General features: G+C 70.2%; 21 protein-coding genes and 1 pseudogene. 14 read left to right on the forward strand and 8 right to left on the reverse strand.

Features of this window, described 5'->3' with window-relative positions:
- Positions 1–7: 7 nt before the first annotated feature.
- Together ACSMXV_RS35605 and ACSMXV_RS35610 are read right to left on the reverse strand one after the other, a co-directional pair.
- Entirely contained in the window at positions 8–1,165 is a 1,158-nt protein-coding gene (locus tag ACSMXV_RS35605) for an RNA-guided endonuclease InsQ/TnpB family protein (RefSeq protein WP_473175223.1), read from the reverse strand.
- A gap of 183 nt (positions 1,166–1,348) precedes the next feature.
- Positions 1,349–2,419 carry an ATP-dependent DNA ligase gene (locus ACSMXV_RS35610; protein WP_473175224.1) on the reverse strand — a complete coding sequence of 357 codons (1,071 nt, stop codon included), beginning with the start codon at positions 2,417–2,419 and terminating at the stop codon, positions 1,349–1,351.
- Positions 2,420–2,543: 124 nt separating this feature from the next.
- On the opposite strand from ACSMXV_RS35610, the gene ligD reads away from it, so the two are divergent.
- The 3 genes and pseudogenes from ligD (at position 2,544) to ACSMXV_RS35625 (ending at position 4,180) form a co-directional block, all read left to right on the forward strand.
- Positions 2,544–3,563 (forward strand): non-homologous end-joining DNA ligase, encoded by a 1,020-nt coding sequence (gene ligD / locus ACSMXV_RS35615; RefSeq protein WP_473175225.1) that lies wholly within the window; start codon positions 2,544–2,546, stop codon positions 3,561–3,563.
- An 18-nt stretch (positions 3,564–3,581) separates the two neighbouring features.
- Positions 3,582–3,698, forward strand: a pseudogene (locus tag ACSMXV_RS35620) (VOC family protein); the annotation flags it as partial.
- A 236-nt stretch (positions 3,699–3,934) separates the two neighbouring features.
- Positions 3,935–4,180, forward strand: coding sequence for a WhiB family transcriptional regulator (locus tag ACSMXV_RS35625; protein ID WP_473175226.1), 246 nt, complete (start codon positions 3,935–3,937; stop codon positions 4,178–4,180).
- An 87-nt stretch (positions 4,181–4,267) separates the two neighbouring features.
- Here ACSMXV_RS35625 and ACSMXV_RS35630 read toward each other — a convergent pair whose 3' ends face one another.
- Positions 4,268–5,242 carry an acyl-ACP desaturase gene (locus ACSMXV_RS35630; protein ID WP_473175227.1) on the reverse strand — a complete coding sequence of 325 codons (975 nt, stop codon included), beginning with the start codon at positions 5,240–5,242 and terminating at the stop codon, positions 4,268–4,270.
- A gap of 194 nt (positions 5,243–5,436) precedes the next feature.
- Positions 5,437–6,213: a dimethylargininase gene (gene ddaH, locus ACSMXV_RS35635; RefSeq protein WP_473175228.1), complete on the reverse strand. Its 777-nt coding sequence runs from the start codon at positions 6,211–6,213 to the stop codon at positions 5,437–5,439.
- Positions 6,214–6,529: 316 nt separating this feature from the next.
- Between ddaH and ACSMXV_RS35640 the strand changes: the two genes are divergently transcribed.
- Positions 6,530–7,009, forward strand: coding sequence for a cupin domain-containing protein (locus ACSMXV_RS35640; RefSeq protein ID WP_473175229.1), 480 nt, complete (start codon positions 6,530–6,532; stop codon positions 7,007–7,009).
- A gap of 127 nt (positions 7,010–7,136) precedes the next feature.
- Here the strand turns inward: ACSMXV_RS35640 and ACSMXV_RS35645 are convergent, their stop codons facing one another.
- Together ACSMXV_RS35645 and ssgD are read right to left on the reverse strand one after the other, a co-directional pair.
- Complete coding sequence (locus ACSMXV_RS35645) at positions 7,137–8,762, reverse strand: ABC-F family ATP-binding cassette domain-containing protein (protein WP_473175230.1); 1,626 nt, start codon at positions 8,760–8,762, stop codon at positions 7,137–7,139.
- Between the two features lie 430 nt (positions 8,763–9,192).
- Positions 9,193–9,609: a spore wall synthesis regulator SsgD gene (ssgD, locus tag ACSMXV_RS35650; RefSeq protein WP_181866670.1), complete on the reverse strand. Its 417-nt coding sequence runs from the start codon at positions 9,607–9,609 to the stop codon at positions 9,193–9,195.
- Positions 9,610–9,979: 370 nt separating this feature from the next.
- Between ssgD and ACSMXV_RS35655 the strand changes: the two genes are divergently transcribed.
- The 3 genes from ACSMXV_RS35655 to mmpA all read left to right on the forward strand — a co-directional run bounded on the left by ACSMXV_RS35655 (position 9,980) and on the right by mmpA (position 11,452).
- A complete protein-coding gene (locus ACSMXV_RS35655; protein ID WP_473175231.1) occupies positions 9,980–10,303 on the forward strand; it encodes a plasmid stabilization protein in 324 nt (107 codons plus the stop codon).
- A gap of 111 nt (positions 10,304–10,414) precedes the next feature.
- The gene (locus ACSMXV_RS35660) at positions 10,415–11,119 is read left to right on the forward strand and encodes an endonuclease V (protein ID WP_473179176.1); all 705 of its coding nucleotides are present in this window, start codon (positions 10,415–10,417) and stop codon (positions 11,117–11,119) included.
- A 192-nt stretch (positions 11,120–11,311) separates the two neighbouring features.
- A complete protein-coding gene (mmpA, locus tag ACSMXV_RS35665; protein ID WP_473175232.1) occupies positions 11,312–11,452 on the forward strand; it encodes a morphogenic membrane protein MmpA in 141 nt (46 codons plus the stop codon).
- 27 nt (positions 11,453–11,479) lie between these two features.
- Here mmpA and ACSMXV_RS35670 read toward each other — a convergent pair whose 3' ends face one another.
- Positions 11,480–12,670 carry a saccharopine dehydrogenase family protein gene (locus ACSMXV_RS35670; protein WP_473175233.1) on the reverse strand — a complete coding sequence of 397 codons (1,191 nt, stop codon included), beginning with the start codon at positions 12,668–12,670 and terminating at the stop codon, positions 11,480–11,482.
- A gap of 108 nt (positions 12,671–12,778) precedes the next feature.
- On the opposite strand from ACSMXV_RS35670, the gene ACSMXV_RS35675 reads away from it, so the two are divergent.
- The 4 genes from ACSMXV_RS35675 to ACSMXV_RS35690 all read left to right on the forward strand — a co-directional run bounded on the left by ACSMXV_RS35675 (position 12,779) and on the right by ACSMXV_RS35690 (position 18,096).
- Positions 12,779–13,162 carry an MmcQ/YjbR family DNA-binding protein gene (locus ACSMXV_RS35675; RefSeq protein WP_473175234.1) on the forward strand — a complete coding sequence of 128 codons (384 nt, stop codon included), beginning with the start codon at positions 12,779–12,781 and terminating at the stop codon, positions 13,160–13,162.
- A 262-nt stretch (positions 13,163–13,424) separates the two neighbouring features.
- Positions 13,425–14,615, forward strand: coding sequence for a CaiB/BaiF CoA transferase family protein (locus ACSMXV_RS35680; RefSeq protein WP_473175235.1), 1,191 nt, complete (start codon positions 13,425–13,427; stop codon positions 14,613–14,615).
- Between the two features lie 3 nt (positions 14,616–14,618).
- On the forward strand, positions 14,619–15,833 hold the full coding sequence (locus tag ACSMXV_RS35685; RefSeq protein ID WP_473175236.1) for an acetyl-CoA C-acetyltransferase: 1,215 nt from the start codon (positions 14,619–14,621) through the stop codon (positions 15,831–15,833).
- A gap of 52 nt (positions 15,834–15,885) precedes the next feature.
- Positions 15,886–18,096 carry a 3-hydroxyacyl-CoA dehydrogenase NAD-binding domain-containing protein gene (locus ACSMXV_RS35690; protein ID WP_473175237.1) on the forward strand — a complete coding sequence of 737 codons (2,211 nt, stop codon included), beginning with the start codon at positions 15,886–15,888 and terminating at the stop codon, positions 18,094–18,096.
- 65 nt (positions 18,097–18,161) lie between these two features.
- Here the strand turns inward: ACSMXV_RS35690 and ACSMXV_RS35695 are convergent, their stop codons facing one another.
- Positions 18,162–19,100 carry a MerR family transcriptional regulator gene (locus tag ACSMXV_RS35695; RefSeq protein WP_473175238.1) on the reverse strand — a complete coding sequence of 313 codons (939 nt, stop codon included), beginning with the start codon at positions 19,098–19,100 and terminating at the stop codon, positions 18,162–18,164.
- Positions 19,101–19,499: 399 nt separating this feature from the next.
- Here ACSMXV_RS35695 and ACSMXV_RS35700 point away from each other — a divergent pair, with 399 nt between their 5' ends.
- From ACSMXV_RS35700 to ACSMXV_RS35710, 3 genes are all read left to right on the forward strand, one after another.
- Positions 19,500–20,966, forward strand: a complete 1,467-nt coding sequence (locus ACSMXV_RS35700) for an amino acid permease (protein WP_473175239.1) — start codon at positions 19,500–19,502, stop codon at positions 20,964–20,966.
- A 135-nt stretch (positions 20,967–21,101) separates the two neighbouring features.
- Positions 21,102–21,584, forward strand: a complete 483-nt coding sequence (locus ACSMXV_RS35705) for a F0F1 ATP synthase subunit B family protein (RefSeq protein ID WP_473175240.1) — start codon at positions 21,102–21,104, stop codon at positions 21,582–21,584.
- 381 nt (positions 21,585–21,965) lie between these two features.
- Entirely contained in the window at positions 21,966–22,973 is a 1,008-nt protein-coding gene (locus ACSMXV_RS35710) for an oxygenase MpaB family protein (RefSeq protein ID WP_473175241.1), read from the forward strand.
- Positions 22,974–23,113: the final 140 nt, after the last annotated feature.

Here is a 23,113-nt window from a genome sequence, read left to right on the forward strand (position 1 = left end):
TTTCCGGCTAGGCCGGTGGCGGGACGGGCATGGTGACGAATGCCCACGCCGAGCGTGCGCGGTCGCGCACGTTGACCCCGGCGACGTGGTCGGTAGGCCCAGCGAGGCCGCACCGACGACAGCGGAAGTTGTCCCGGTCGGGCCGGTTGGCCCGCTCGGTGTGTCCGCAGCGCGGGCAGCGCTGCGAGGTGTAGGCCGCATCCACCTCGAGGAAGGGCACCCCGTCCCTTTGGGCCTTGTAGGCGAGGTGCCGTCCGAGCTGGTGGAACGGCCATGAGGAGAGCGTGGCCCGCTGGTCGCGGTGTAGCCGTACCCGCTCACGGATCCCATCGAGTTGCTCGATGGCGATACCGCGACCGGTGCGTTGTGCGACGGACACGATCTCCTTGCTGATCCGGTGGTTCACATGGGTGGCATGACGCTGCTCCTTGCGTGAGCGGCTGGCCAGGCGCCTCCTGGCCGATCGGGTGTTCTTCTTTTGCAGTTCGGTGCGTTTGCGCGCCTGCCAGCGCCGGTACCGGTTCAGGCGCCGTCCCTGGTGGTTGGTGCCGTCGGAGGTGGTGGCGAGGTTGACGATGCCCCTGTCGACCCCGATCCAGTCGGCCGGCACGTAAACTTGCGGATCCGGGATGTCGCAGGTGGCGATCAGGAACCACTTTCCGCCCCGGCACACGAGATCACTCTCGCCCTTGCGGTACTGGTGGAGGGTCTTGAGGTGGTCGGGCGAGCCGGTGTAACGGATCCCTTTCATCCGCCCGTCCACGGTCCAGATGGAGACGGTCCGCGCGTCGTACTGCCATGACAGACAGCGGTCGTCGAACGGCTGGGCCGCTTCCGGGCGGAAGGCTATCGGGGTGCTGATTGCCTTGCGGTACCGCTTGGAGGTGGATGGGCCCAGATTCCCGGCGCGTAGATTGGCCTTCAGGGTCGTGTAGGCGTCGACGACTTTCTTTACCGCCCGCACGGCCGGCTGCGCGGACAGCCCGAAGGTGGCCTTCAGGTCCGCGTACACCGCTTTCTGCAGGCCGTTGCGGTCCTTCAGGTCGTGGGCGAAGGCGACGGCGGAGGCGTGGGTGGCGGCCCGGTTGCAGGCACGCAGGGTCGCCTCCAGCGCCGACGCCTGCAGGGGCGTCGGCAGCAGCTTCACCTGAACCACCAGCTTCACAACCCGGACCGTAGTACGACACCCGCACACACGACCGCCATTCACCCGGCGATCACCACCACGAGTGACCCAGAGGAAAGCTGTTGACATTCCTGGCTTCGCCGGGCAGCCGTGCGGGCGCTCCGCGCCCGGGAGCCCGGAGCATGCTCGAGGTCTGCTGCTGCGCCGGCTCGCCGGGCCCGCTCAGCTCCGGGGCTTCAGGATCTCCGACAGCTCGTACCGGACCGGCTCCTCCAACTGCGCATACGTGCAGCTCTCGGGGGTCCGGTCCGGGCGCCAGCGGCGGAACCGCGCCGTGTGCCGGAAGCGGGCCCCGGCCTCCATGTGGTCGTACGCGACCTCGCACACCCGCTCCGGCCGCAGCGGCACCCACGACAGGTCCTTCTTGCCGGACCAGCGGCTGGGGGCGCCCGGCAGCCGGGCCGTCTCGTGCGCGGCCTCCTCCGTCCAGGCCGCCCACGGATGGCCTTCCGGCGACTCCATACGCAGCGGCTGGAGCTCCTCGACCAGCTCCGCGCGCCGCTTCATCGAGAAGGCGGCGCTGACCCCGACGTGCTGGAGGGCGCCCTTGTCGTCGTAGAGCCCGAGCAACAGCGAACCGACCACCGGGCCGCTCTTGTGGAAGCGGTATCCCGCGACCACGCAGTCCGCCGTCCGCTCGTGCTTGATCTTGAACATCAGGCGTTCGTCGGGGCGGTAGCGCAGATCCAGGGGCTTGGCGATGACCCCGTCGAGGCCCGCGCCCTCGAATTCCTCGAACCACTGCTTTGCGACCTCGATGTCCGTGGTCGCCGGGGCGAGGTGGACGGGCGCCGTGACGCCGGAGAGCGCTCCCACCAGGCGTTCCCGGCGCTCGACCAGCCCGGTGTCCAGCAGCGACTCGTCGTCGACCGCCAGCAGGTCGAAGGCCACGAACGACGCCGGATTCCGCTCCGCGAGCGTCCGGACACGCGACTGCGCGGGATGAATCCGCTCCGTGAGCGCGTCGAAGTCCAGGTGGTCGCCCAGGGCGATCACGATCTCGCCGTCCATCACGCAGCGCTGCGGCAGCCGGTCCCGCATGGCCTCCACCAGCTCGGGAAAGTAGCGGGTCAGCGGCTTGCCCGTACGGCTGTCCAGCTCGATCTCGTCCCCGTCACGGAAGACGATCGCACGGAACCCGTCCCACTTCGCCTCGTAGTGCATGCCAGGAGGGATCTTCGCCACGGACTTGGCGAGCATCGGAAGGACGGGGCGCTTCACCGGCAGGTCCATGGTTCGATTCTGCGGCGTGCGGGGCCGTTGCGCCCGGTTTTCTTCGGTCCGCGCTGAATAGAGGTGTGTCCTTCCAGGGCGGATGCGTATGCGGGGCATGCCCCGGAGGCCTACCGTGGCTCCCATGGGTGATGCGGTGGAGCTCGAGGTGGGGCAGCGGACGCTGCGCCTGTCCAGCCCGGGCAAGATCTACTTCCCTGAGCGCGGCTTCACCAAGCTGGACCTGGCGCGGTACTACATCGCCGTCGCCGACGGCATCCTGCGCGCGCTGCGCGACCGCCCCACCACCCTGGAGCGCTATCCCGACGGCGTGACCGGCGAGTCCTTCTTCCAGAAACGCGCTCCCAAGAACCTCCCCGACTGGATCCCCACCAGCCGTATCGCCTTCCCCAGTGGACGGTACGCCGACGAGATCTGCCCGACGGAACCCGCCGCCGTCGTGTGGGCGGCCCAGCTCGGCACCATCACCTTCCACCCGTGGCCGGTGCGGCGCGACGACACCGACCGTCCCGACGAGCTCCGCCTCGACCTCGACCCGCAGCCCGGCACCGACTACGCCGACGCCGTCCGCGCCGCCCACGAACTACGCGCCGTCCTCGACGAGTTCGGTCTGCGCGGCTGGCCGAAGACCTCCGGCGGACGGGGACTGCACGTGTTCGTGCCGATCGAGCCGCGCTGGACGTTCACCGAGGTGCGCCGCGCCGCCATCGCCTGCGGCCGCGAGCTCGAGCGGCGCATGCCCGGCCGGGTGACGACGGCCTGGTGGAAGGAGGAACGCGGCGAACGCATCTTCCTCGACTACAACCAGACCGCGCGCGACCGGACCATCGCGAGCGCGTACTCGGTCCGCCCCCGCCCGAACGCGCCCGTCTCCGCACCCCTGCGCTGGGACGAGATCGACGACGCCGTGCCGCAGGACTTCGACCTGGCCACGATGCCGGGGCGCTTCGCCGAAGTCGGGGATGTGCACGCGGACATGGACGACCACGCGTACCGCCTCGACGGACTGCTGGAACTCGCCGACCGCATGGAGCGCGAACAAGGCCTCGGCGACATGCCGTACCCGCCGGACCACCCCAAGGTGCCGGGCGAGCCGAAGCGCGTGCAGCCGAGCCGGGCCCGACGGGATGACGCATCCTCGTAAGACCGACCGGCACATGGGGGCGGCGGCTGTCAGTGGGAGCCGACGGACATGGAGACCGTGGGCCGCCTCGCCAAACTCACGGATCCGTACGGCGCGCGCTTCGCCGTGATCAAGAGCACGCATGCGCAGGGCTGAGCGGGCACCGGAAGGCTGAGCGAGGGCCAGGGAGGTGGGTTGCGGCGGACGTGTCGCAGAAGCGGCCCGGCGCGCCGTCGTGCGGGGCACCCTGGGCTGAGCCAGGATCACAATCGCCGGGCCCCGCGCCTCACGGACCTGTGTCACTGCCGGGGACCCTATGCCACTGCCCGGGACCGAGGCGCGTTGATGAATCGTTGATCGCTTGTTTTGCCGTGCCCGGCACGATCGCCGGCATGTACATCGACATCAGCCAACAGGACCTCGCCTGGCAGGAGCAGGCGCTGTGCGCGCAGACCGGGGGCGACTTCTTCTTTCCCGAACCCGGGAGTTCCGTACGCGAGGCGAAACGCATCTGCCGTCTGTGCGAGACCCGCGCCGTCTGTCTTGAGTACGCGCTCGACAACGACGAACGGTTCGGTGTCTGGGGCGGCCTCTCCGAGAAGGAGCGGCAGCGTCTGCGCCGCATCAGAGGCGACTGAAGGCGAGTCGAACGACCCGGCCCGACACCGCGTCGGCCGGGTCATCCGCACTGCCGCCATGCTCACCGGCGGGGCCGCCCGACGGCGTCAGCCAGCGGCGCGTGCCGCCATCCGGGCCTTGCGGGCCGCGAGCTTCTCGTCGAACTTCCGGGCCTCGCTGTCCAGCCCGTCCATGTACAGACCGAGCTCCTCCTGGGCGCGGGCGCCCTCGGGGCCGAGGCCGTCGATCTCCATGAACTTCAGGAAGCGCAGCACGGGCTGCAGTACGTCGTCGTGGTGGATGCGGAGGTTGTACACCTCACCGATCGCCATCTGCGCGGCGGCGCGCTCGAAGCCGGGCATGCCGTGGCCGGGCATACGGAAGTTGACCACGACGTCCCGCACCGCCTCCATCGTCAGGTCCGGGGCGAGCTCGAAGGCGGCCTTCAGCAGGTTGCGGTAGAAGACCATGTGCAGGTTCTCGTCGGTGGCGATGCGCGCCAGCATCCGGTCGCAGACCGGGTCGCCGGACTGGTGGCCGGTGTTGCGGTGCGAGATACGCGTGGCCAGCTCCTGGAAGGCGACGTACGCGACGGAGTGCAGCATCGAGTGACGGTTGTCGGACTCGAAGCCCTCGCTCATGTGCGCCATGCGGAACTGCTCGAGCTTGTCGGGGTCGACGGCGCGCGAGGTGAGCAGATAGTCGCGCATCACGATGCCGTGCCGGCCCTCCTCGGCGGTCCAGCGGTGCACCCAGGTCCCCCAGGCGCCGTCCCGGCCGAAGAGCGAAGCGATCTCGTGGTGGTAGCTGGGCAGGTTGTCCTCGGTCAGGAGGTTGACGACCAGGGCGATGCGGCCGATTTCGGTGACCTTCGACTGGTCCTTCTCCCAGGCCTGTCCGTCCTCGAAGAAGCCGGGGAAGTTCCGGCCGTCCGACCAGGGCACGTACTCGTGCGGCATCCAGTCCTTGGCCACATGCAGATGGCGGTTGAGTTCCTTCTCCACCACTTCCTCCAGGGCGTACAGCAACCGGGCGTCGGTCCAGGTGTCCGGGCTGCCGAGATGCGGAGTGGTGATCGTCACGAGGTCTCCAGGGGACGGGAGTGCTTGCGGGGACGCTACCTACGGCTTCGTAGGCTACGAAACCGTAGGTTACGTATCCGTAGGTTAAGCGCTCCGTAAAGAGGGTCCGCCACCGGGGGTACCGAACAGGCCATTTGGGTGCCCCGACTTTGGCCGTAGGTAGCGAGCACAGGCCTCACGAGTCCCTCAGCTCCTCAGCGGTACAGCTCACGAAGCCGTACCGAGAGACATGTCACACAGCCCTCGAGCTTCTCGAACTCGCTGATGTCGACCAGGACCGGTTCGTATCCCAGATCCGCGAACAGCTCCGCGGTCTTCGGTGCGCTCGCGGCCATCAGCAGCTTCCCGCCGCCGAGGAGCACCACATGCGCCCCCGACTCCTCCGGGACCGGCAGGAATCGCGGAAACAGCGAGGGGTTGTCCACGAGCGGCTCGTGACCGATGACCGTGCCGTCGGGCAGCGCCGTCACCGCCGACTTGAGATGGAGCACCTTGCTCACGGGTACGGCTACCACGCGCGCTCCGAGCGGCTCGAAGACCGACCGCAACTGCTGCACTCCGGCCGCGTTGGTACGCCCGCCGCGTCCCACGTACACGGTTTCGCCGATCTTGAGGATGTCACCGCCTTCCAGAGTGCCCGGCTCCCACACCCAGTTCACCGAGCAGCCGAGCCGCGCCACCGCCTCCTCCACACCGGCCGTCTCCGCCCGGCGCGACTCGGCGCCCGGGCGGGTGATCAGTGCGACGTTGCGGAAGACGACCACAGCGTCCTCGACGAAGACCGAGTCGGGACAGTCGTCGGCGGGCTCCACCTCGAGGGTCTCCCAGCCGTGCGTCCGCAGGGCCTCGGTGTACGCCTCCCACTGCTCGACCGCGAGCCCGGCGTCGACCGGTTGGCGCTCGACATGGGTGACGAGCCCTTCGGCGAGGCGGGAGCTGGGGCGGCGGACGAGGGCCTTCTGGCTGGGCACGTGCTCTTCTCCGTCTCGGATGGGCGCGCCGGGGCCCGACCGGGCTCGGGCGGGACCCGACGCGGGTGCTGTCCGGCCACATCATGCAACTGCCCGCCCGATCGACGACAGTCCCCGTCCGCCGCTGGGGTGGCGACGACTGACGGCCTCACCTGTGGTTCTGACCGGCCACACCGCGATCCGGCCGTCAGCGGGCGACGTGACGGCGGCCGGTCGACGGCGTGCGCCGGAGATGGGGTAGCGGATGGTCCTGACAGCCCGACCCCGACCCCCGATACTCAAACCGGCAACAACGCCCACGAGTTGGAGGGTCAGGATGAGGCGCACGGGTACTGGTGTCCGAAAGGCGTGTGTGGTGTCGGGGTGCGTGGCCGCGCTGGCCGTCGGGCCCTCCAGCGCGCTCGCGACCCCCGGCAGCGGGGTCTCCGGCACGATCCTCGCCACCGGCACCTCGGAGGGCACCCTGAAGGTCAAGGCTCCCAGAGGGCAGGCGGACGTGGTCGTCCGCACCATCACCATCGAGCCGGGCGGCTCCACCGGATGGCACTACCACGCCGGCCAGCTCATCGCCGTCGTCAAGGCCGGCACCCTCACCCGCACGATGGACGACTGCTCCGTCGAGTCCACCTCCGCCGGGAGCGCTTTCATCGAACCGTCCGGTCCGGGCCATGTGCACATCGGACGCAATCTCGGTACGGAACCGGTCGTCCTCTACGTCACCTACCTGCTCCCCAAGGGCAGCCCGCTCTCGATCGACGCGGACGCGCCGGAGTGCGCGACGGCGCAGGCGCGGTGACATGCAGTGACCTCGAACTGAGGTCACTGCACTCGGCGCCGTCGACGCACTCGACGACCGTGCCGTCCTGAGTCGTCGGCTTAGACCGACCGGCAATCGGAGGGAGGGGTCCAATTGCCGGTCGGTGTTACCCGACGGCCTCTTCTGCTGTGATCTCCCGCAGTTCGCCGTCCAGCAGCAGGCGGCGGGTGATGCCGATCGACTCCAGGAACGGCAGGTCGTGACTGGCCACGATCAGCGCTCCCTCGTACGACTCCAGGGCCGTCGTCAGCTGCCGGACGCTCGCCATGTCCAGGTTGTTCGTGGGCTCGTCGAGCATGAGCAGCTGTGGTGCGGGCTCGGCCAGCATCAGTGCGGCCAGTGCCGCCCGGAAGCGCTCTCCGCCAGAGAGCGTCGCCGCCCGCTGGTCGGCCCGCGCCCCCTTGAACAGGAAGCGGGCCAGACGTGCCCTGATCCGGTTGTTGGTGGCCTCGGGTGCGAAGCGCGCCACGTTCTCGGCGACGGTGAGCTCCTCGTCGAGCACGTCGAGCCGCTGCGGCAGAAAGCGCAGCGGCACGTGCGCCCTCGCGTCGCCCGACACCGGCTCCAGCTCTCCGGCGATCGTCCGCAGCAGGGTCGTCTTCCCCGCCCCGTTCCTGCCGATCAAGGCGACCCGCTCCGGGCCCCGCAGCTCGAACTCGCCGCCCACCCGCGCGCCGTACTTCAGCTCCAGCTCGCGCAGCGTCAGTACGGTGCGACCGGGCGGGACCGCGGTGTACGGCAGCTCGACGCGGATCTCGTCGTCGTCCCGCACCGCGTCCACCGCCTCGTCGAGACGCTCCTTCGCCTCGGCGAGCCGCTCTTCGTGCATGATGCGGTGCTTCCCGGCCGACTCCTGGGCGGCCCTTTTGCGCGCGCCCATGACGATCTTGGGTTCGCGTTTCTGGTCCCACATCTTCTGTCCGTACCGTTTGCGGCGAGCCAACTTGACCTGGGCGTCGGCGAGCTCACGCTTCTGACGGCGCAGATCGGTCTCGGCGGCGCGCACCATGCGTTCGGCCGCTTCCTGCTCGACGGAGAGCGCTCTCTCGTAGGCGGAGTACGGCCCTCCGTACCAGGTGATCTCGCCCGCATGCAGATCGGCGATCTGGTCGACCAGTTCGAGGAGTTCACGGTCGTGGCTGACCACGACCATGACCCCCGACCAGGCCGCCACCGTGTCGTGGAGCCGCCTGCGCGCCCACAGGTCGAGATTGTTGGTGGGCTCGTCGAGAAGCAGCACGTCGGGACGGCGCAGCAGCAGTGCGGCCAGCCGCAGCAGCACCGACTCGCCGCCGGAGACCTCGCCGATGGTCCGGTCGAGGCCGATGTGGCCGAGCCCGAGCCCGTCGAGGGTCGCGACGGCGCGCTCCTCGACGTCCCAGTCGTCGCCGACGGCCGTGAAGTGCTCCTCCCGTACGTCGCCCGCCTCGATGGCGTGCAGAGCGGCACGCGTGCCGGCGATTCCCAGGACCTCGTCGACGCGCAGTCCGGTGTCGAGCGTGACGTTCTGCGGGAGGTAGCCGACCTCTCCGGCCACGCGGATCGTGCCGTCCGTCGGGGTGAGTTCGCCCGCGATCAGCTTCAGCAGCGTTGATTTCCCGGACCCGTTGAGCCCGATGAGGCCGGTCCTGCCGGGCCCGAAGGCGACCTGCAGATCGTCGAAGACGCCGGTCCCGTCCGGCCAGCCGAAGGACAGGGACGTGCAGGTGATGGATGTGGGGGATGAGGACATACGGGCCTCCGCGGTTGCTGGGAGCGGTGACCGGGCAGCGCGATCGTCGTGACCGGAGGAATACGGTCAGTCGCGAACGCGGCCCCGTGTCACTGGCACATGGGGTGAGGGGCAACGCGTTCGGGACACCGCCGGGCGACGACGGCGGGATGATCAACCTGGAGGCGGAAGCCCGTCAGGCGCAAGCCGGAGGGCTCGAGGCCGGACGGCGGGGAGAAGAGTCCCGCGCCGGAGGACGGCTCGTACGCCGAGGTCGCACGCTGCGCACACAGCAACACAGGGGCTGTGTGACACGGTGTCCCAAGACCTCAGACGAGCAACGTCCTTCTCCAATCGACGGCAACAGGGCGCTTCAAAACGTACGAGACCGCTGTATCGGCGTCAAATGTATTTACCGACGACCGCACGCTACGGCCCTCGGACGACTGTTTCAGCAGGCGCCGCCCATCAGCTCGGCAAGGCCGTGGTCCAGGTCGAGATGGAGGTGCTCCTTGCCCAGGGGGACGAGCGCGACGGTGCGCGCAAGGAAGCGGCGCAGTTCTCCCGTGCGGACATGGACCACCGCGATGCCCTCCCGGGCGTGGAACTCCAGGACCGTGCGGTCGTAGCCGTACGGCCGCAACTTCACGTCGCCCTCGCCCACCGGGGACTCCGTGCCGGTGCTGAGCAGCTCGCGTGCGAACGTCCAGCAGACCTCGACACCTTCCAGGGTCGCCGGTGCCGGGAAGGTGATGCGCACGGCGAAGGGATCACGCCGGTCGTAGTGCAGGGTGGCGGGGATGGTGAGCATCCGCGGCACGGCCGCGACGAGGCGGGCCTCTACGGCTTGTTCGATGACGATGGACAACGCCTGCTCCCTTGTGACGGCTGATCGAAGGCTGGGCTGATGGCGCCGGACTCTTGAATAGACGGCAGAACGAGCGAATGCGTGCATGCCCCGGGCGAGTGACCTCTGTCACCTGCTTTCAATCCCTGCTGCCCATCGCGGTGACAGACGTCACGGAGACCCGTGTGGCGTCGGCATGCCTGGTTCGGCTCAGAGTCAGGGACCTGAGGCGGTCGTGGACGGTGCTCCACGCGCGCGTACCCCTCCGGACGAGGGTTGACCTGGACGGCCCCATGGCCGACGTCCGGGCTGGGACCATCTGCGGTGCGGTGGTGCGGAACTCATGCTTGCCTGATTCGGGGGCCGTTGTCACAGAGTGAGGAGCACGACCATGCCACGCGGCTCTAACCCCAAACGGGAACGCCAGTACGAGCACATCAAGGAGAGCCAGCTCGAGCGCGGTGAGAGCAAGAAGCGCGCCGAGGAGATCGCCGCGAGGACGGTGAACAAGGAGCGGGCGCGACAGGGCGAGTCGAAGACCGCGAGCCGCACCTCGGTCGACGACATGTCGTCCGGCCGCCGCGGCGGCCTCCGCTCCGGTCAGGGATCGCAGGGTCCGACGTACGACCAGCTGTACGAAGAGGCCAAGAGCCGCAACATCCAAGGCCGTTCTAAGATGAACAAGGACCAGCTGTCCCGCGCCCTGGGCCGTTGACCGCGCCCACGGAGGGCCGGGACGGCGCCCCCGCCCCGGCCCACTGCTCGTCAGTCGGGCAACTGCTGCCGGTGGGCGGCCGGCTCGGGCGCCGTCTTCGTCGCAATGAACGTGAGAACAGTGAGCATCCCTGGGGACTGGCCCACCACCGAAGCGCAAGCCCGGACGATCCAGGACGAGTTGCGGAGCCGCGTTGTGCTCGACGAGCCCGGGCCGGCGCCGGGCACCGGGCATGTCACGGGGGTCGACGTCGCGTACGACGACGAGCGGGACCTGGTGGCGGCCGCAGCCGTGGTCCTCGATGCGGCGACGCTGGAGGTCGTCGAGGAGGCGACCGCCGTCGGCCGGGTCTCCTTCCCGTACGTCCCGGGGCTGCTCGCCTTCCGTGAGATCCCCACCGTGCTGGCCGCCCTCGACTCACTCCGTGCCGACCCCGGAACGGTCGTCTGCGACGGTTACGGCCGTGCCCATCCGCGCCGCTTCGGGCTCGCGAGCCACCTCGGCGTTCTCACCGGCCTGCCGTCGATCGGCGTCGCCAAGAACCCCTTCACTTTCTCGTACGAGGAGCCGGGAGCCCCGCGCGGCTCGTTTTCGCCGCTCGTCGAGGGGGACGAGGAGGTGGGCAGGGCGGTACGCACCCAGGGCGGCGTCAAGCCCGTCTTCGTCTCCGTGGGACACCGGGTCAGCCTGGACAACGCATGCGCCCACACGCTCCGCCTGACTCCGCGTTACCGCCTTCCGGAATCCACGCGGCGGGCGGACGCCCTGTGCCGCCGGGCACTGCGTGAGGCGACCGTGCGAGGGCTCCCCGAGTAGCCACCCGGGAACTCCTGTCCGGGGAGTTCCCGCTCAACCACCGGGGAACTCCCTGAGTATGGAGCCTCCTTGGGCGGTCGGCTCCTGGGTAGTCGACCCCCTCGAGAGCTGCGTCGGCTGAGTATCCGTACGGATGTCCCTTGCGCATCCGTACGGATCTCCGGTGGCGCCGCGGTCGGCAGGCTGTTCCGCATGACTTCGCACCGCGCCCCGAAGGCCGCCGCCGCACCTCTCCACCCGCTCGAGCGCACCGTGACCGCCGCCCTGGTCCTCGCCGTGATCGCCGGACTCGCCTGGATCGGCGGGATGATCTACACGCTCATATCGTGGTGATGCCGGGAGTGAGCCCGGGAGGCCGACTCACATCTCTGCCGCCACCCGGAACGTGATCCCCGCCGTGCGCAGACGCTCCATGAGGGCGTCGCCCATCGCGACCGCGGTCGTGACCTGGCCCGACGTCTCGGGCAGGTCGTCGAGCGCGAGCGACAGCGCCGACTCGGCGAACATCTTCGCCGTCTCGCCGTAGCCGGGATCGCCGCCCGCGACCTCGGTGAACACCCGTCGGCCCCCGCCCTCGCCCACGAACCGCACCGAGAACCAGCTCCGCGCGCGCCGCTGCTCGTCCGGACCCTCACCCGGCCTGAGACGGCTCGACAGCCAGCGCCGGGCGGGCGGCAGCTGGGCCGACGCATACAGCGCACCCGCCGCGGCCACGCCGCCCACGGCGAACGGCAGCCGCTTGACGGCCGCGTAGTGCCGGTAGCGGAAGTCCGGCCCGTACCGCTCGAGGGCGCGAGCCGAGCGCTGGACGATCTGCGGATCGATCGTCGGCAGCGGCAGCGCCCAGGCGGCCACCTCCTTGGCGTACCGCGGCGGGCTCACCGGCGCGTACGCCCGACGGCCCAGCAGGCGCGGCTCGTGTCGGCGCCGGTCGCGCGCGGCCGCCAGCATCTGCGGACCGCGCGAGAACTGGTTCAGGGCGGACGCGAACGTGCCGCCCGAGAACATCGCGTCGGACCGCACGAAGCCGTCGATGCGCAGCGGCACGCCCTCTGGCAGCTGCAGCACCGTGAAGTACGCGCCCAGGTCGTGCGGTACCGAGTCGAACCCGCACGCGTGCACCAGCCTGGCGCCGGTCTCACGCGCGCGTGCGTCGTGCCTGACGTAGGTGAGATCCACGAACTCGGGCTCACCCGCGAGGTCGGCGTAGTCGGTACCGGCGTCGGCGCAGGCGGCGACCAGGTCCTGCCCGTACCTGAGATACGGGCCGACTGTCGTGGCCACCACGCGCGCGTGCTCCGCCATCTCGCGCAGCGACGCCGGGTCGGCCACGTCGGCCCGGAGCAGGGCGGGTTCCGGACGCCCCGGCGCGAGGGCGGCGAGCCGTTCGCGCAGCTGCTCCAGCTTCGTCGTGCTGCGGCCCGCGATCGCCCAGCGCATCCCGTCGGGCGCATGGACGGCCAGATACTCCGCCGTCAGCCGCCCCACGAACCCGGTCGCGCCGAACAGCACGACGTCAACCGCGCGATCGGACCTCTTCTGCCTGCTCATGGCACCCCTCAGCCGTGCGTCCGGGCCGTTGTCGGTGGCCGAGGCTAGCGTGAGAGCACATGAGCTGACCCAGCACCCCGCTGACTCAGCACCCCGGAAGGTGGGACCGTGGCGGTTTCGAAGAGCGCGCTGAAGACATGGCAGAGCGTGCACGGGTTCGCGCTCGGCCTGCCGGGTGCCGTCGAGGACTTCCCCTGGGGCGACACCGTCGCGAAGGTCAACAAGAAGGTGTTCGTCTTCCTCGGCGTCGACGACGGCAGCTATCCGCTGGGCATCACCGTCAAGCTGAAGGACGAAGAGACCCACGCGCACGCGCTGGCCGCTCCGGGCGCGGAGCCCGCCGGGTACGGCCTGGGCAGACACGGCTGGGTGAACATACCCCTGGAGCCGAAGGGCGCGCCGAACGCGGAGCTGCTGTGCGAATGGGCCGAGGAGAGCTACCGCGCCATCGCCCCGAAACGGCTGATCGCGGAGCTGGACGCCGGCCGCTGAGGCGGTAGCCGCACCCTCCACCGGCCCGCGACCCCAAGAAACTGCTGGTCCTGCCAGCCGCCGCTGAACTGCGACTGGCGGGCGCGGAACGGCCTCCGGGACGCAGCTTGCCCCGGGCCCGGTGGCCGCGCCGCTCATGCGCTGGACGCCTGTGGACCCCACAATTGGCTAAGCGCTTGCTCGCCCAAGGTCTTGTGGGGAGTGGAACGCGTTCTTAACATCGCTGGTGTTACAGCAGTCATGTCACAGTGCTGGGGGCGCGATGGCGGAAGCACAGACCGCGGTGCAGGGTCCGCTCGCCGGCGTGCGCGTCGTGGAGCTGGCGGGCATCGGGCCGGGCCCGTTCGCCGCCATGCTCCTCGCCGACCTCGGCGCCGATGTCGTACGCGTCGACCGCCCCGGAGGCGGCGGACTCGTGATCGACCCCGAGTACGACATCACCAACCGCAACAAGCGCTCCGTACTGATCGACCTCAAGGCGGACAACGGACCCGCCCGCGTCCTCGACCTGGTAGAGCGCGCGGACATCCTCATCGAGGGCTACCGGCCGGGCGTCGCCGAGCGCCTCGGTATCGGCCCGGACGCCTGCCGGGCCCGCAATCCGCGGCTCGTCTACGGACGGATGACGGGCTGGGGCCAGGACGGCCCGCTCTCCCAGCGCGCCGGGCACGACATCGCGTACATCGCACTCACCGGCACCCTCGGCATGATCGGCAAGCCCGGCGAACCGCCCGCCGTTCCCGTGAACCTGGTCGGCGACTTCGCGGGCGGCTCCCTCTACCTCGTCGTCGGCGTCCTTGCGGCGCTCCAGCACGCCCGTGCGACCGGCGCCGGACAGGTCGTGGACGCCGCGATCGTCGACGGCGCCTCGCATCTCGCCGCGATGATCCACGCCATGCTGGCGGCGGGCAGCTGGCAGGACCGCCGCGGCGCGAACCTGCTGGACGGCGGCTGCCCCTTCTACGGCTGCTACGAGACGGCGGACGGCCAGTACATGGCGGTCGGCGCCCTCGAGCAGCAGTTCTACGACGAGTTCGTCGAGCTCCTCGGCATCCGCGATGAGACTCCGGCCCGCTGGGACCTGGCGCGCTGGGGCGAGCTGCGCGAGGCCGTCGCCGCCCGCTTCAAGACCCGCACGCGCGACGAGTGGACCGCGGTCTTCGAGAACTCGGACGCATGCGTGGCACCCGTGCTCTCGCTGCGCGAGGCACCGGCCCATCCCCATCTCGCCGCGCGCGGCACGTTCACCGACCACGGCGGCATCACCCAGCCCGCGCCCGCGCCCCGCTTCTCCGGCACGCCCACCACCGTGCGCAGCGGCCCCGCGCAGCCGGGCGCCGACACCGCGGACGTGGCCCGCGACTGGGACGTTCCGAACCTGATCCCGAACAGCTCCACCCCGACGCCGGGCGCCCCGAACCCGACACAGCACACCCCGAAGGACGGCGACTGACCGATGACCACCGAAGCGTATGTCTACGACGCGATCCGCACCCCGCGCGGGCGCGGCAAGGCGGGCGGCGCCCTGCACGGCACCAAGCCCATCGACCTCGTGGTCGGTCTGATCCACGAGATCCGCGCCCGATTCCCCGACCTGGACCCCGCCGCGATCGACGACATCGTGCTCGGAGTCGTCAGCCCGGTCGGCGACCAGGGCTCCGACATCGCGCGCACCGCCGCCATCGCCGCGGGCCTGCCCGACACGGTCGCCGGCGTCCAGGAGAACCGCTTCTGTGCCTCGGGCCTGGAGGCCGTCAACCTGGCGGCGGCCAAGGTGCGTTCGGGCTGGGAGGACCTCGTGCTCGCGGGCGGCGTCGAGTCGATGTCGCGCGTGCCGATGGCCTCGGACGGCGGCGCCTGGTTCAACGACCCGATGACCAACCTGGCCGTCAACTTCGTACCGCAGGGCATCGGCGCCGACCTCATCGCCACGATCGAGGGATTCTCGCGGCGCGACGTCGACGAGTACGCGGCGCTGTCGCAGGAGCGCGCAGCGGCCGCCTGGAAGGACGGCCGGTTCGACAGGTCCGTCGTGCCCGTCCGCGACCGCAGCGGCCTCGTCGTCCTCGACCACGACGAGCACCTGCGCCCCGGGACCACCGCCGACTCGCTCGCCAAGCTCAAGGCGTCGTTTGCCGACATCGGCGACCTGGGCGGCTTCGACGCCGTGGCGCTGCAGAAGTACCACTGGGTCGAGAAGATCGACCACGTGCACCACGCGGGCAACTCGTCCGGCATCGTCGACGGTGCCTCGCTGGTCGCCATCGGCTCGAAGGAGGCCGGAGAGCGCTACGGCCTGCGCCCGCGCGCCCGTATCGTCTCGGCCGCCGTCTCCGGCTCCGAGCCCACCATCATGCTCACCGGGCCCGCTCCCGCGACCCGCAAGGCCCTCGCCAAGGCCGGGCTGACCATCGACGACATCGACCTCGTCGAGATCAACGAGGCGTTCGCGGCCGTCGTGCTGCGCTTCGTGAAGGACATGGGCCTGTCCCTGGACAAGGTCAACGTCAACGGCGGCGCGATCGCGCTCGGCCATCCGCTGGGCGCCACCGGCGCGATGATCCTCGGCACCCTCGTCGACGAACTCGAGCGCCAGGACAAGCGCTACGGCCTCGCCACGCTCTGCGTGGGCGGCGGCATGGGCATCGCCACGATCGTCGAGCGCCTCTGACGTCCTGTCCCCACCCAGCCCCAGTCTTTCCGACTCTTACGGAGCACCGCAGATGAGCACCGAGCCCACCACCATCCGCTGGGAACAGGACGAGACCGGCGTCGTCACCCTCGTCCTCGACGATCCGAACCAGTCCGCGAACACCATGAACAAGGCCTTCCAGGCCTCCATCGCCGCGATCGCCGACCGCGCCGAGGCCGAGAAGGACTCCATCCGCGGCATCATCTACACGTCCGCCAAGAAGACGTTCTTCGCGGGCGGCGACCTCAAGGACATGATCCAGGCCGGCCCCGAGCAGGCCCAGCAGGTCTTCGAGATGAGCACCGGCATCAAGAACTCGCTGCGCCGCATCGAGACCCTGGGCAAGCCGGTCGTCGCGGCCATCAACGGCGCGGCGCTCGGCGGCGGTTACGAGATCGCGCTCGCCAGCCACCACCGGATCGCGCTGGACGCGCCCGGATCCAAGATCGGCCTCCCCGAGGTCACCCTGGGCCTGCTCCCCGGGGGCGGCGGCGTGACCCGCACCGTACGGCTGATGGGCATCGCGGACGCGCTGCTCAAGGTGCTGCTCCAGGGCACCCAGTACTCCCCGCGGCGTGCCCTGGAGAACGGCCTCGTCCACGAAGTGGCGTCCTCCCCCGAGGAGATGATCGCCAAGGCCCGCGCGTTCATCGACACCCACCCCGAGTCCCGGCAGCCCTGGGACGTTCCGGGCTACCGCATCCCCGGCGGTACCCCCTCGAACCCCAAGTTCGCCGCCAACCTCCCCGCGTTCCCCGCCAACCTGAGGAAGCAGCTGAACGGCGCGCCCTACCCGGCGCCGCGCAACATCCTCGCGGCGGCCGTCGAGGGCTCCCAGGTCGACTTCGAGACCGCTCTCACCATCGAGGCCCGGTACTTCACCGAGCTGGTCACAGGCCAGACCGCGAAGAACATGATCCAGGCGTTCTTCTTCGACCTCCAGGCGGTGAACGCGGGCAGGAGCCGGCCGACGGGCATCGAGCCGCGCCAGGTCCGCAAGGTCGCGGTGCTCGGCGCCGGGATGATGGGCGCGGGCATCGCGTACTCGTGCGCCCGCGCGGGCATCGACGTCGTCCTCAAGGACGTCTCGGCGGACGCCGCCGAGCGCGGCAAGGGCTACTCCGAGAACCTCTGCGCCAAGGCCGTCGCCAAGGGACGTACCAGCCAGGAGAAGGCGGACGAGCTGCTCGCGCGCATCACCCCGACCGCCGACCCCGCCGACCTGGCGGGCTGCGACGCGGTGATCGAGGCAGTCTTCGAGGACCCGGCGCTCAAGCACAAGGTGTTCCAGGAGATCCAGAACATCGTCGAGCCGGACGCGCTGCTGTGCTCCAACACCTCGACTCTGCCCATCACGGTGCTGGCCGAGGGCGTCGAGCGGCCCGAGGACTTCATCGGGCTGCACTTCTTCTCGCCCGTCGACAAGATGCCGCTCGTCGAGATCATCAAGGGCGAGCGGACCGGCGACGAGGCCATTGCACGCGCCTTCGACCTGGTCCGGCAGATCCGGAAGACCCCGATCGTCGTCAACGACTCGCGCGGCTTCTTCACCTCGCGCGTCATCGGGCACTTCATCAACGAGGGCGTCGCCATGGTCGGCGAGGGCATCGAGCCCGCGTCGGTCGAGCAGGCGGCGGCCCAGGCCGGATACCCGGCGAAGGTGCTGTCGCTGATGGACGAGCTCACCCTCACGCTGCCGCGGAAGATCCGCCGCGAGACGCAGCGGGCCGTCGAGGAGGCGGGCGGCACCTGGACCCCGCACCCTGCCGACGCGGTCATCGACCGCATGGTCGACGAGTTCGGCCGCACCGGCAGGAGTGGGGGCGCGGGCTTCTACGAGTACGTGGACGGCAAGCGGGCTCGGCTGTGGCCGGGGCTGCGGGAGCATTTCGGGGGTTCCGGGGGTCGCCCCCCGGGCAAGCACAGCACGAAGCCGGGATACGAGATCCCGTTCCGGGACATGCAGGAACGCATGCTGTTCTCCGAGGCGCTCGACACCGTCCGGCTCCTGGAGGAGGGCGTGCTGACGTCCGTCGCCGACGCCAACATCGGCTCGATCTTCGGCATCGGCTTCCCCGGCTGGACCGGCGGTGTCCTCCAGTACATCAACGGCTACGAGGGAGGCCTGCCCGGATTCGTAGCACGCGCGCGTGAACTCGCCGAGCGCTACGGAGAGCGGTTCCAGCCGCCCGCGCTCCTCGTCGAGAAGGCCGAGAAGGGCGAGACGTTCAGCGACGGCTGAGCCTCCGGCAGCCCGGGGCCGGACGCTGACCGGCGACCATCCGGCCCCGGGCCTGCGGCCTCACCTCAGGCCTGGAACGCGTCCCTCAACTCCTCGCGGAGCGACCGCTGGAAAGCTGTCACCAGGGCCTGCACCACGATCGGCTGCATATCGGCTGAGAGCGATTTCATCGCGGCGACATGGTCCGGATCGGACTGCCGCTCGCGGTCCGCGTCCCACACCTCGTCGCGGAACAGTTGCGTCAGCTCGTGCGCGACCGCTCTGGCGTGCTCCAGCAGGACCGTCCGCGCGGCGAGGATCGTCTCGTGCGCGATCGGTACGTCCAGCAGCTGGACGCCGAGCCGCAGCAGGCTCGGGTCGAGGCGGAAGACGCCAACGTCCTGTGCGGTGTCTGTGTCGGGTGCCTCGCCGACGTCATCGGTGCCGGGTGCTTCGGCGGCAGCGGCCGTGGAGGCGTCGGCGGCAGCGGCCGCGTCGGCGGCTGCGGAGGCGTCCGCGGCTACGGATGCCTCGTCGGCTCCGGATGCCTCGTCGGCGCCGGGGGAGCCCGACTGGGCGTAGCCGGTCGGGCCGGAATCGCCACGGGGTCTGGAGCCGGAGCGGGCGATCACGCCCATCGCCGCCAGCCGGTCGATGTCCTCGTCGGACAGCCGGCGCCCGGCCCGGCGCTCCAGCTCCACGCGGGTGGCTTGGTCCGGGGGGCCCGGTGCCCAGGTGGCCACCACGGCTCGGTGGATGGCGAGCTCGTGGGCGCTCAGTCCGGCCGGCAGCTGCTCCAGATACCGCTCGATCGCCGACAGCGTCATGCCCTGCCGTTGCAGCTCCTCGATCAGCCCCAGCCTGGACAGGTGCTCGGGCCCGTAGTGCCCGACCCGGCGCGGACCGATGACCGGGGGCGGCAGCAGGCCCTTGGAACCGTAGAAGCGGATCGTGCGGACGGTGACGCCCGCACGCGCGGCAAGCTCGTCGACGGTGAGTGCCGGCTCGGCGGTGTCCGTCGGCATGGGATCCCCTCGCTTCCCCGGAGCGGCGCAGATGGTGCAGCACTGGTGCAACAGTATTGCTGTCTCACTGCTCCTGTGAAAGCCCTCTCGCCGCCCCGTGGCACTCGAATTCCGCCTGCAACCTGCGGTCCCGCAGCGAGCAGCAATCACGCCGGCACCGGCTTGTACACCCCCTGACCAGCATGTGAGAAGTTCCGCTCTGTGATCTACGACACCGCGTGACCGGCGATCCATGGGGGAAGGTGTCGCGTCGGTCGTGCCGCACACAGCGATGGCGCGGTCGGCATCACCACCACACCGGACACCATCCGGAGCACCACCACAACCACACCGGAACACATCCGGAGCTCGAAGACGACACCGGACAACATCCGGGTGCACCAGAAGGCAGAACCACCTGTGAGCAAGGACGCCGTAGAAACGGCCGCGGTCGCATCCCCCGCGGACGCGACCCGGACTCCCGCGGACGCGGGCGACGCCGGGTACAGCAAGGACCTCAAGGCGCGCCACGTCAACATGATCGCCATCGGCGGCGCGATCGGAACCGGACTCTTCCTCGGCGCCGGCGGACGCCTCCAGTCCGCGGGTCCCGCACTGGCCCTCGCCTACCTGGTGTGCGGCATCTTCGCCTTCTTCGTCGTGCGCGCCCTCGGTGAGCTGGTCCTCTACCGGCCCTCGTCCGGATCCTTCGTGTCGTACGCGCGCGAGTTCCTCGGCGAGAAGGGCGCCTACGTCGCCGGCTGGATGTACTTCCTGAACTGGTCGACGACCGGCATCGCCGACATCACGGCGATCGCGCTCTACACGCACTACTGGAGCTTCTTCACCGACATCCCCCAGTGGGTGCTGGCGCTGATCGCGCTCGCGGTCGTCCTCGTGGTGAACCTGATCTCGGTGAAGATCTTCGGCGAGCTGGAGTTCTGGTTCGCGATCATCAAGGTCGCGGCGCTGGTCGCGTTCATGTTCGTCGGCATCTTCCTGCTGGTCACGCAGCACGAGGTGGGCGGCCAGACCCCGGGCCTGCACGTCATCACGGACAACGGCGGCTTCCTGCCGCACGGCTTGATGCCCGTCGTGATCGTCATGCAGGGTGTCGTCTTCGCGTACGCCTCGCTGGAGCTGGTCGGCGTCGCCGCGGGCGAGACTGCCGAGCCGCACAAGGTCGTGCCGCGCGCGGTCAACTCGATCATGTGGCGCGTGGGCCTCTTCTACGTCGGCTCGGTCGTCCTGCTGGCGCTGCTGCTGCCCGGCTCCGTGTACTCGGCGGGTGAGAGCCCGTTCGTGACGGTCCTGTCCAAGATCGGTGTCCCGGCGGCCGGCGACGTGATGAACCTCGTCGTGCTGACCGCCGCCATGTCCAGCCTGAACTCGGGCCTCTACTCCACGGGCCGCATCCTGCGCTCCATGGCGATGGCGGGCTCGGCGCCCCGGTTCACCGCGAAGATGAACCGCAGCCAGGTCCCGTACGGCGGCATCATGCTGACTGCCGCGGTGTGCGTGCTCGGTGTCGGCCTGAACTTCCTGATGCCCAGCCAGGCCTTCGAGATCGTTCTCAACGTCGCGTCGCTCGGCATCATCAGCACCTGGGTGATCATCATGATCTGCCACCTGGCCTTCGTTCGCCGCGCCAAGGAAGGCCTGGTCACGCGCCCGAAGTTCCGCCTGCCCGGCAGCCCGGTCACCGAGATCGCCACGATCGCCTTCCTGCTGGCCGTGCTCGGCCTGATGTGGAAGGACCCCGAGATCGGCCGCAAGACGCTCTACCTCATCCCGCTCATCGCGCTCGCGCTCGTCGGCGGCTGGTACGGGGTGCGGCGGCGGATCTCCCGGACGGTCGACCAGGAGATGGGCGAGCTCACCAAGTAGCAGCCGAGCTGAGGCGAGGGGCGGGCGCGCCGGAGTGCGCTCGCCCCTCGCCTTTTGCCCTGGGAATGGTACGTTTCGGCCAACTCTGGCGTAGACGCGCGTTGTTTCGCACGGATGAGCGGGTAGGCCGTGGTTATGTATCTCGTTCCCACGGACATAGGCCCGCTCAATCCGAAGGTCGAGGAACTCGCGGTCGCCCTCCCGCTGTTCGCCGCGGTCTTCTTCCTCATCGCGCGTGTTCTGCCGCGGATCAACCGCGTCATCGCCCAGCGTGAGGACGCGATCCAGGGTGGGGCCGAGCGGGCGGAGGCGGTGCGCCTCCGGGCGGAGAACGAGCGCGCCAAGACGGAGAAGGTGCTGGCCGAAGCCCGGCATGACGCGGCACGCACCCGGCAGCGGGCCGCCGAGGAGGGTGCTGCGCTGATCGCTGCCGCCCGGCAGGACGGCCGGCGCGAACGCGACTCGATCATCGAGGAGGGGAAGGCCAGGATCGATGCCGAGCGCGCGGCCGCGGAGACGGAACTGCGGATCAGCGTCTCCGAGCTGGCGTCGAACCTGGCGAGCCGCATCGTGGGCGAGCCGCTCCCGGCTCGGACGGTGGTGGATCCGCGCGGCTGAACTTCGCGCGGCGCCGGGCCCAGCGGGCTCCCGGCACGGTATGCGGCCGTACTGCGCGTCGGCATGCGACGCCGATCTGGCAGGCCTGGTCCACTGTGCGCTGGGCGCAGCGGGCTCCGGGCGTCGCATGCCGCCGTACTGCTGTCGGCATGCGACGCCCGCCCGGCACACACCCGACCCGGCATACCGTGCGTGTACACCGCGCCGGCACAGTCGGTCGGCGCGGCGCCCCGGTGCCCTGATCGCATACTGGATGCGTAGGAGCTGGAGGGACACGGGACCGGGGGCGGAAGCCGTGTAGCTGGGCTTCCGGCGCCCGGCCCCACGTCCCGGCCACCTTGCCAGCCCTGCACCGCAGGGCCCGGCAGAGGAGCGCATCCCATGGCCGAAGACCGGCGGGGCGTGGACCGGCGGGGCGTGGACTGGCAGGGTGCGGGCCGGCCTCGCCCACCCCGCGAGACGGAGAAGCCCGAGCCGGCCCCGCCCGGCAACCTGGCGCCCCCCTCCGGCAACCTGGCGTCTCCTCCCCGCAACCTGCCGCCCCCGCCCGGCGGCATCCTCTGGGACGTCACGGGGGAGATCCGCACGCTCCTCACCCTGCCGCCCGCGCTCGCCCTACAGGTGGCGCACCCCGCTGTCGGCGCGGGCGTCGATGAGCACTCGGTGTTCCGTACCGACCCATGGGGACGCGGCGAGCGGTCGCTGCGGTCTCTGCATCTGTGGGTCTACGGAGGTCAGGCCGCCGCCGAGGAAGCACGGCGGCTCAGGCGGCTGCACCGCACGATCCGGGGCACGGACGCGCACGGCCGCCCGTACCACGCCCTCATGCCCGAGGCCTACGTGTGGGTGCACGCGACCGGGTTCCCGGTGATGCGGCACGCTCGGCAGTACCTCGGCCGGCGCCCTTACACCGATGCCGAGGAGCGGCAGCTGTACGCCGAGTGGCTCCAGGTCGGCCGGGTCCTCGGCATCCGCGACCGGGACATGCCGCAGACCATCGAGGAGTTCTGGCCGTACTACCGAAAGATGCTCGCCGAGGAACTGGAACTGACGACGGTGGCCCGGGAACTCGTCGCCGTGGACGGCCACGTCCCGCCACCCGACCACGTGCCACTCCCGCTGCGCCTGGCATTGCGCGCCCTGTGGCCCGTGCTGCTGCCCCCCTTCGTACGTCTCCGGCGTTTCGTCACGATCGGGCTGATGCCGCCCGGCGCCCGTGAGGCGATCGGCCTGCCCTGGACGCCGGTTCAGGAGCGCCGCCTACGCCGCTTCGGCCGCGTGGTCCGCACGGTCGTCCCCCTCCTACCGGAGCGGTTCCGCTACTTCCCGCTGGCCCGACGGGCCCGAGCCGCCCACCGAGCCGCCATCGCCCCTCGAACAGGGCGGTAGTCAACTGAAAGGGCGGGTGGGAAAGACCGCCGGCCCGCGGGCCAGGGGCTCTCAGGGCAACCCACTGTCACATGGAGAACGCTCGAGGGTGCGCCCCGCCGCGCCAGGCCCACCGCATCCCGGGAGGCATCCACTGATGA

It is taken from the genome of Streptomyces sp. DSM 42067, assembly GCF_055792885.1.

Bases quoted from the DNA above. Each gene is read 5' to 3' on its own strand.
- ACSMXV_RS35625 (WP_473175226.1), top strand. From the start codon at position 3,935: ATGTACATCGACATCAGCCAACAGGACCTCGCCTGGCAGGAGCAGGCG.
- ACSMXV_RS35655 (WP_473175231.1), top strand. From the start codon at position 9,980: ATGCCACGCGGCTCTAACCCCAAACGGGAACGCCAGTACGAGCACATC.
- ACSMXV_RS35680 (WP_473175235.1), top strand. From the start codon at position 13,425: ATGGCGGAAGCACAGACCGCGGTGCAGGGTCCGCTCGCCGGCGTGCGC.
- ACSMXV_RS35645 (WP_473175230.1), bottom strand. From the start codon at position 8,762: ATGTCCTCATCCCCCACATCCATCACCTGCACGTCCCTGTCCTTCGGC.
- ACSMXV_RS35695 (WP_473175238.1), bottom strand. From the start codon at position 19,100: ATGCCGACGGACACCGCCGAGCCGGCACTCACCGTCGACGAGCTTGCC.
- mmpA (WP_473175232.1), top strand. From the start codon at position 11,312: ATGACTTCGCACCGCGCCCCGAAGGCCGCCGCCGCACCTCTCCACCCG.
- ACSMXV_RS35685 (WP_473175236.1), top strand. From the start codon at position 14,619: ATGACCACCGAAGCGTATGTCTACGACGCGATCCGCACCCCGCGCGGG.
- ACSMXV_RS35610 (WP_473175224.1), bottom strand. From the start codon at position 2,419: ATGGACCTGCCGGTGAAGCGCCCCGTCCTTCCGATGCTCGCCAAGTCC.
- ACSMXV_RS35710 (WP_473175241.1), top strand. From the start codon at position 21,966: ATGGCCGAAGACCGGCGGGGCGTGGACCGGCGGGGCGTGGACTGGCAG.
- ACSMXV_RS35670 (WP_473175233.1), bottom strand. From the start codon at position 12,670: ATGAGCAGGCAGAAGAGGTCCGATCGCGCGGTTGACGTCGTGCTGTTC.
- ACSMXV_RS35705 (WP_473175240.1), top strand. From the start codon at position 21,102: ATGTATCTCGTTCCCACGGACATAGGCCCGCTCAATCCGAAGGTCGAG.
- ligD (WP_473175225.1), top strand. From the start codon at position 2,544: ATGGGTGATGCGGTGGAGCTCGAGGTGGGGCAGCGGACGCTGCGCCTG.
- ACSMXV_RS35690 (WP_473175237.1), top strand. From the start codon at position 15,886: ATGAGCACCGAGCCCACCACCATCCGCTGGGAACAGGACGAGACCGGC.
- ACSMXV_RS35640 (WP_473175229.1), top strand. From the start codon at position 6,530: ATGAGGCGCACGGGTACTGGTGTCCGAAAGGCGTGTGTGGTGTCGGGG.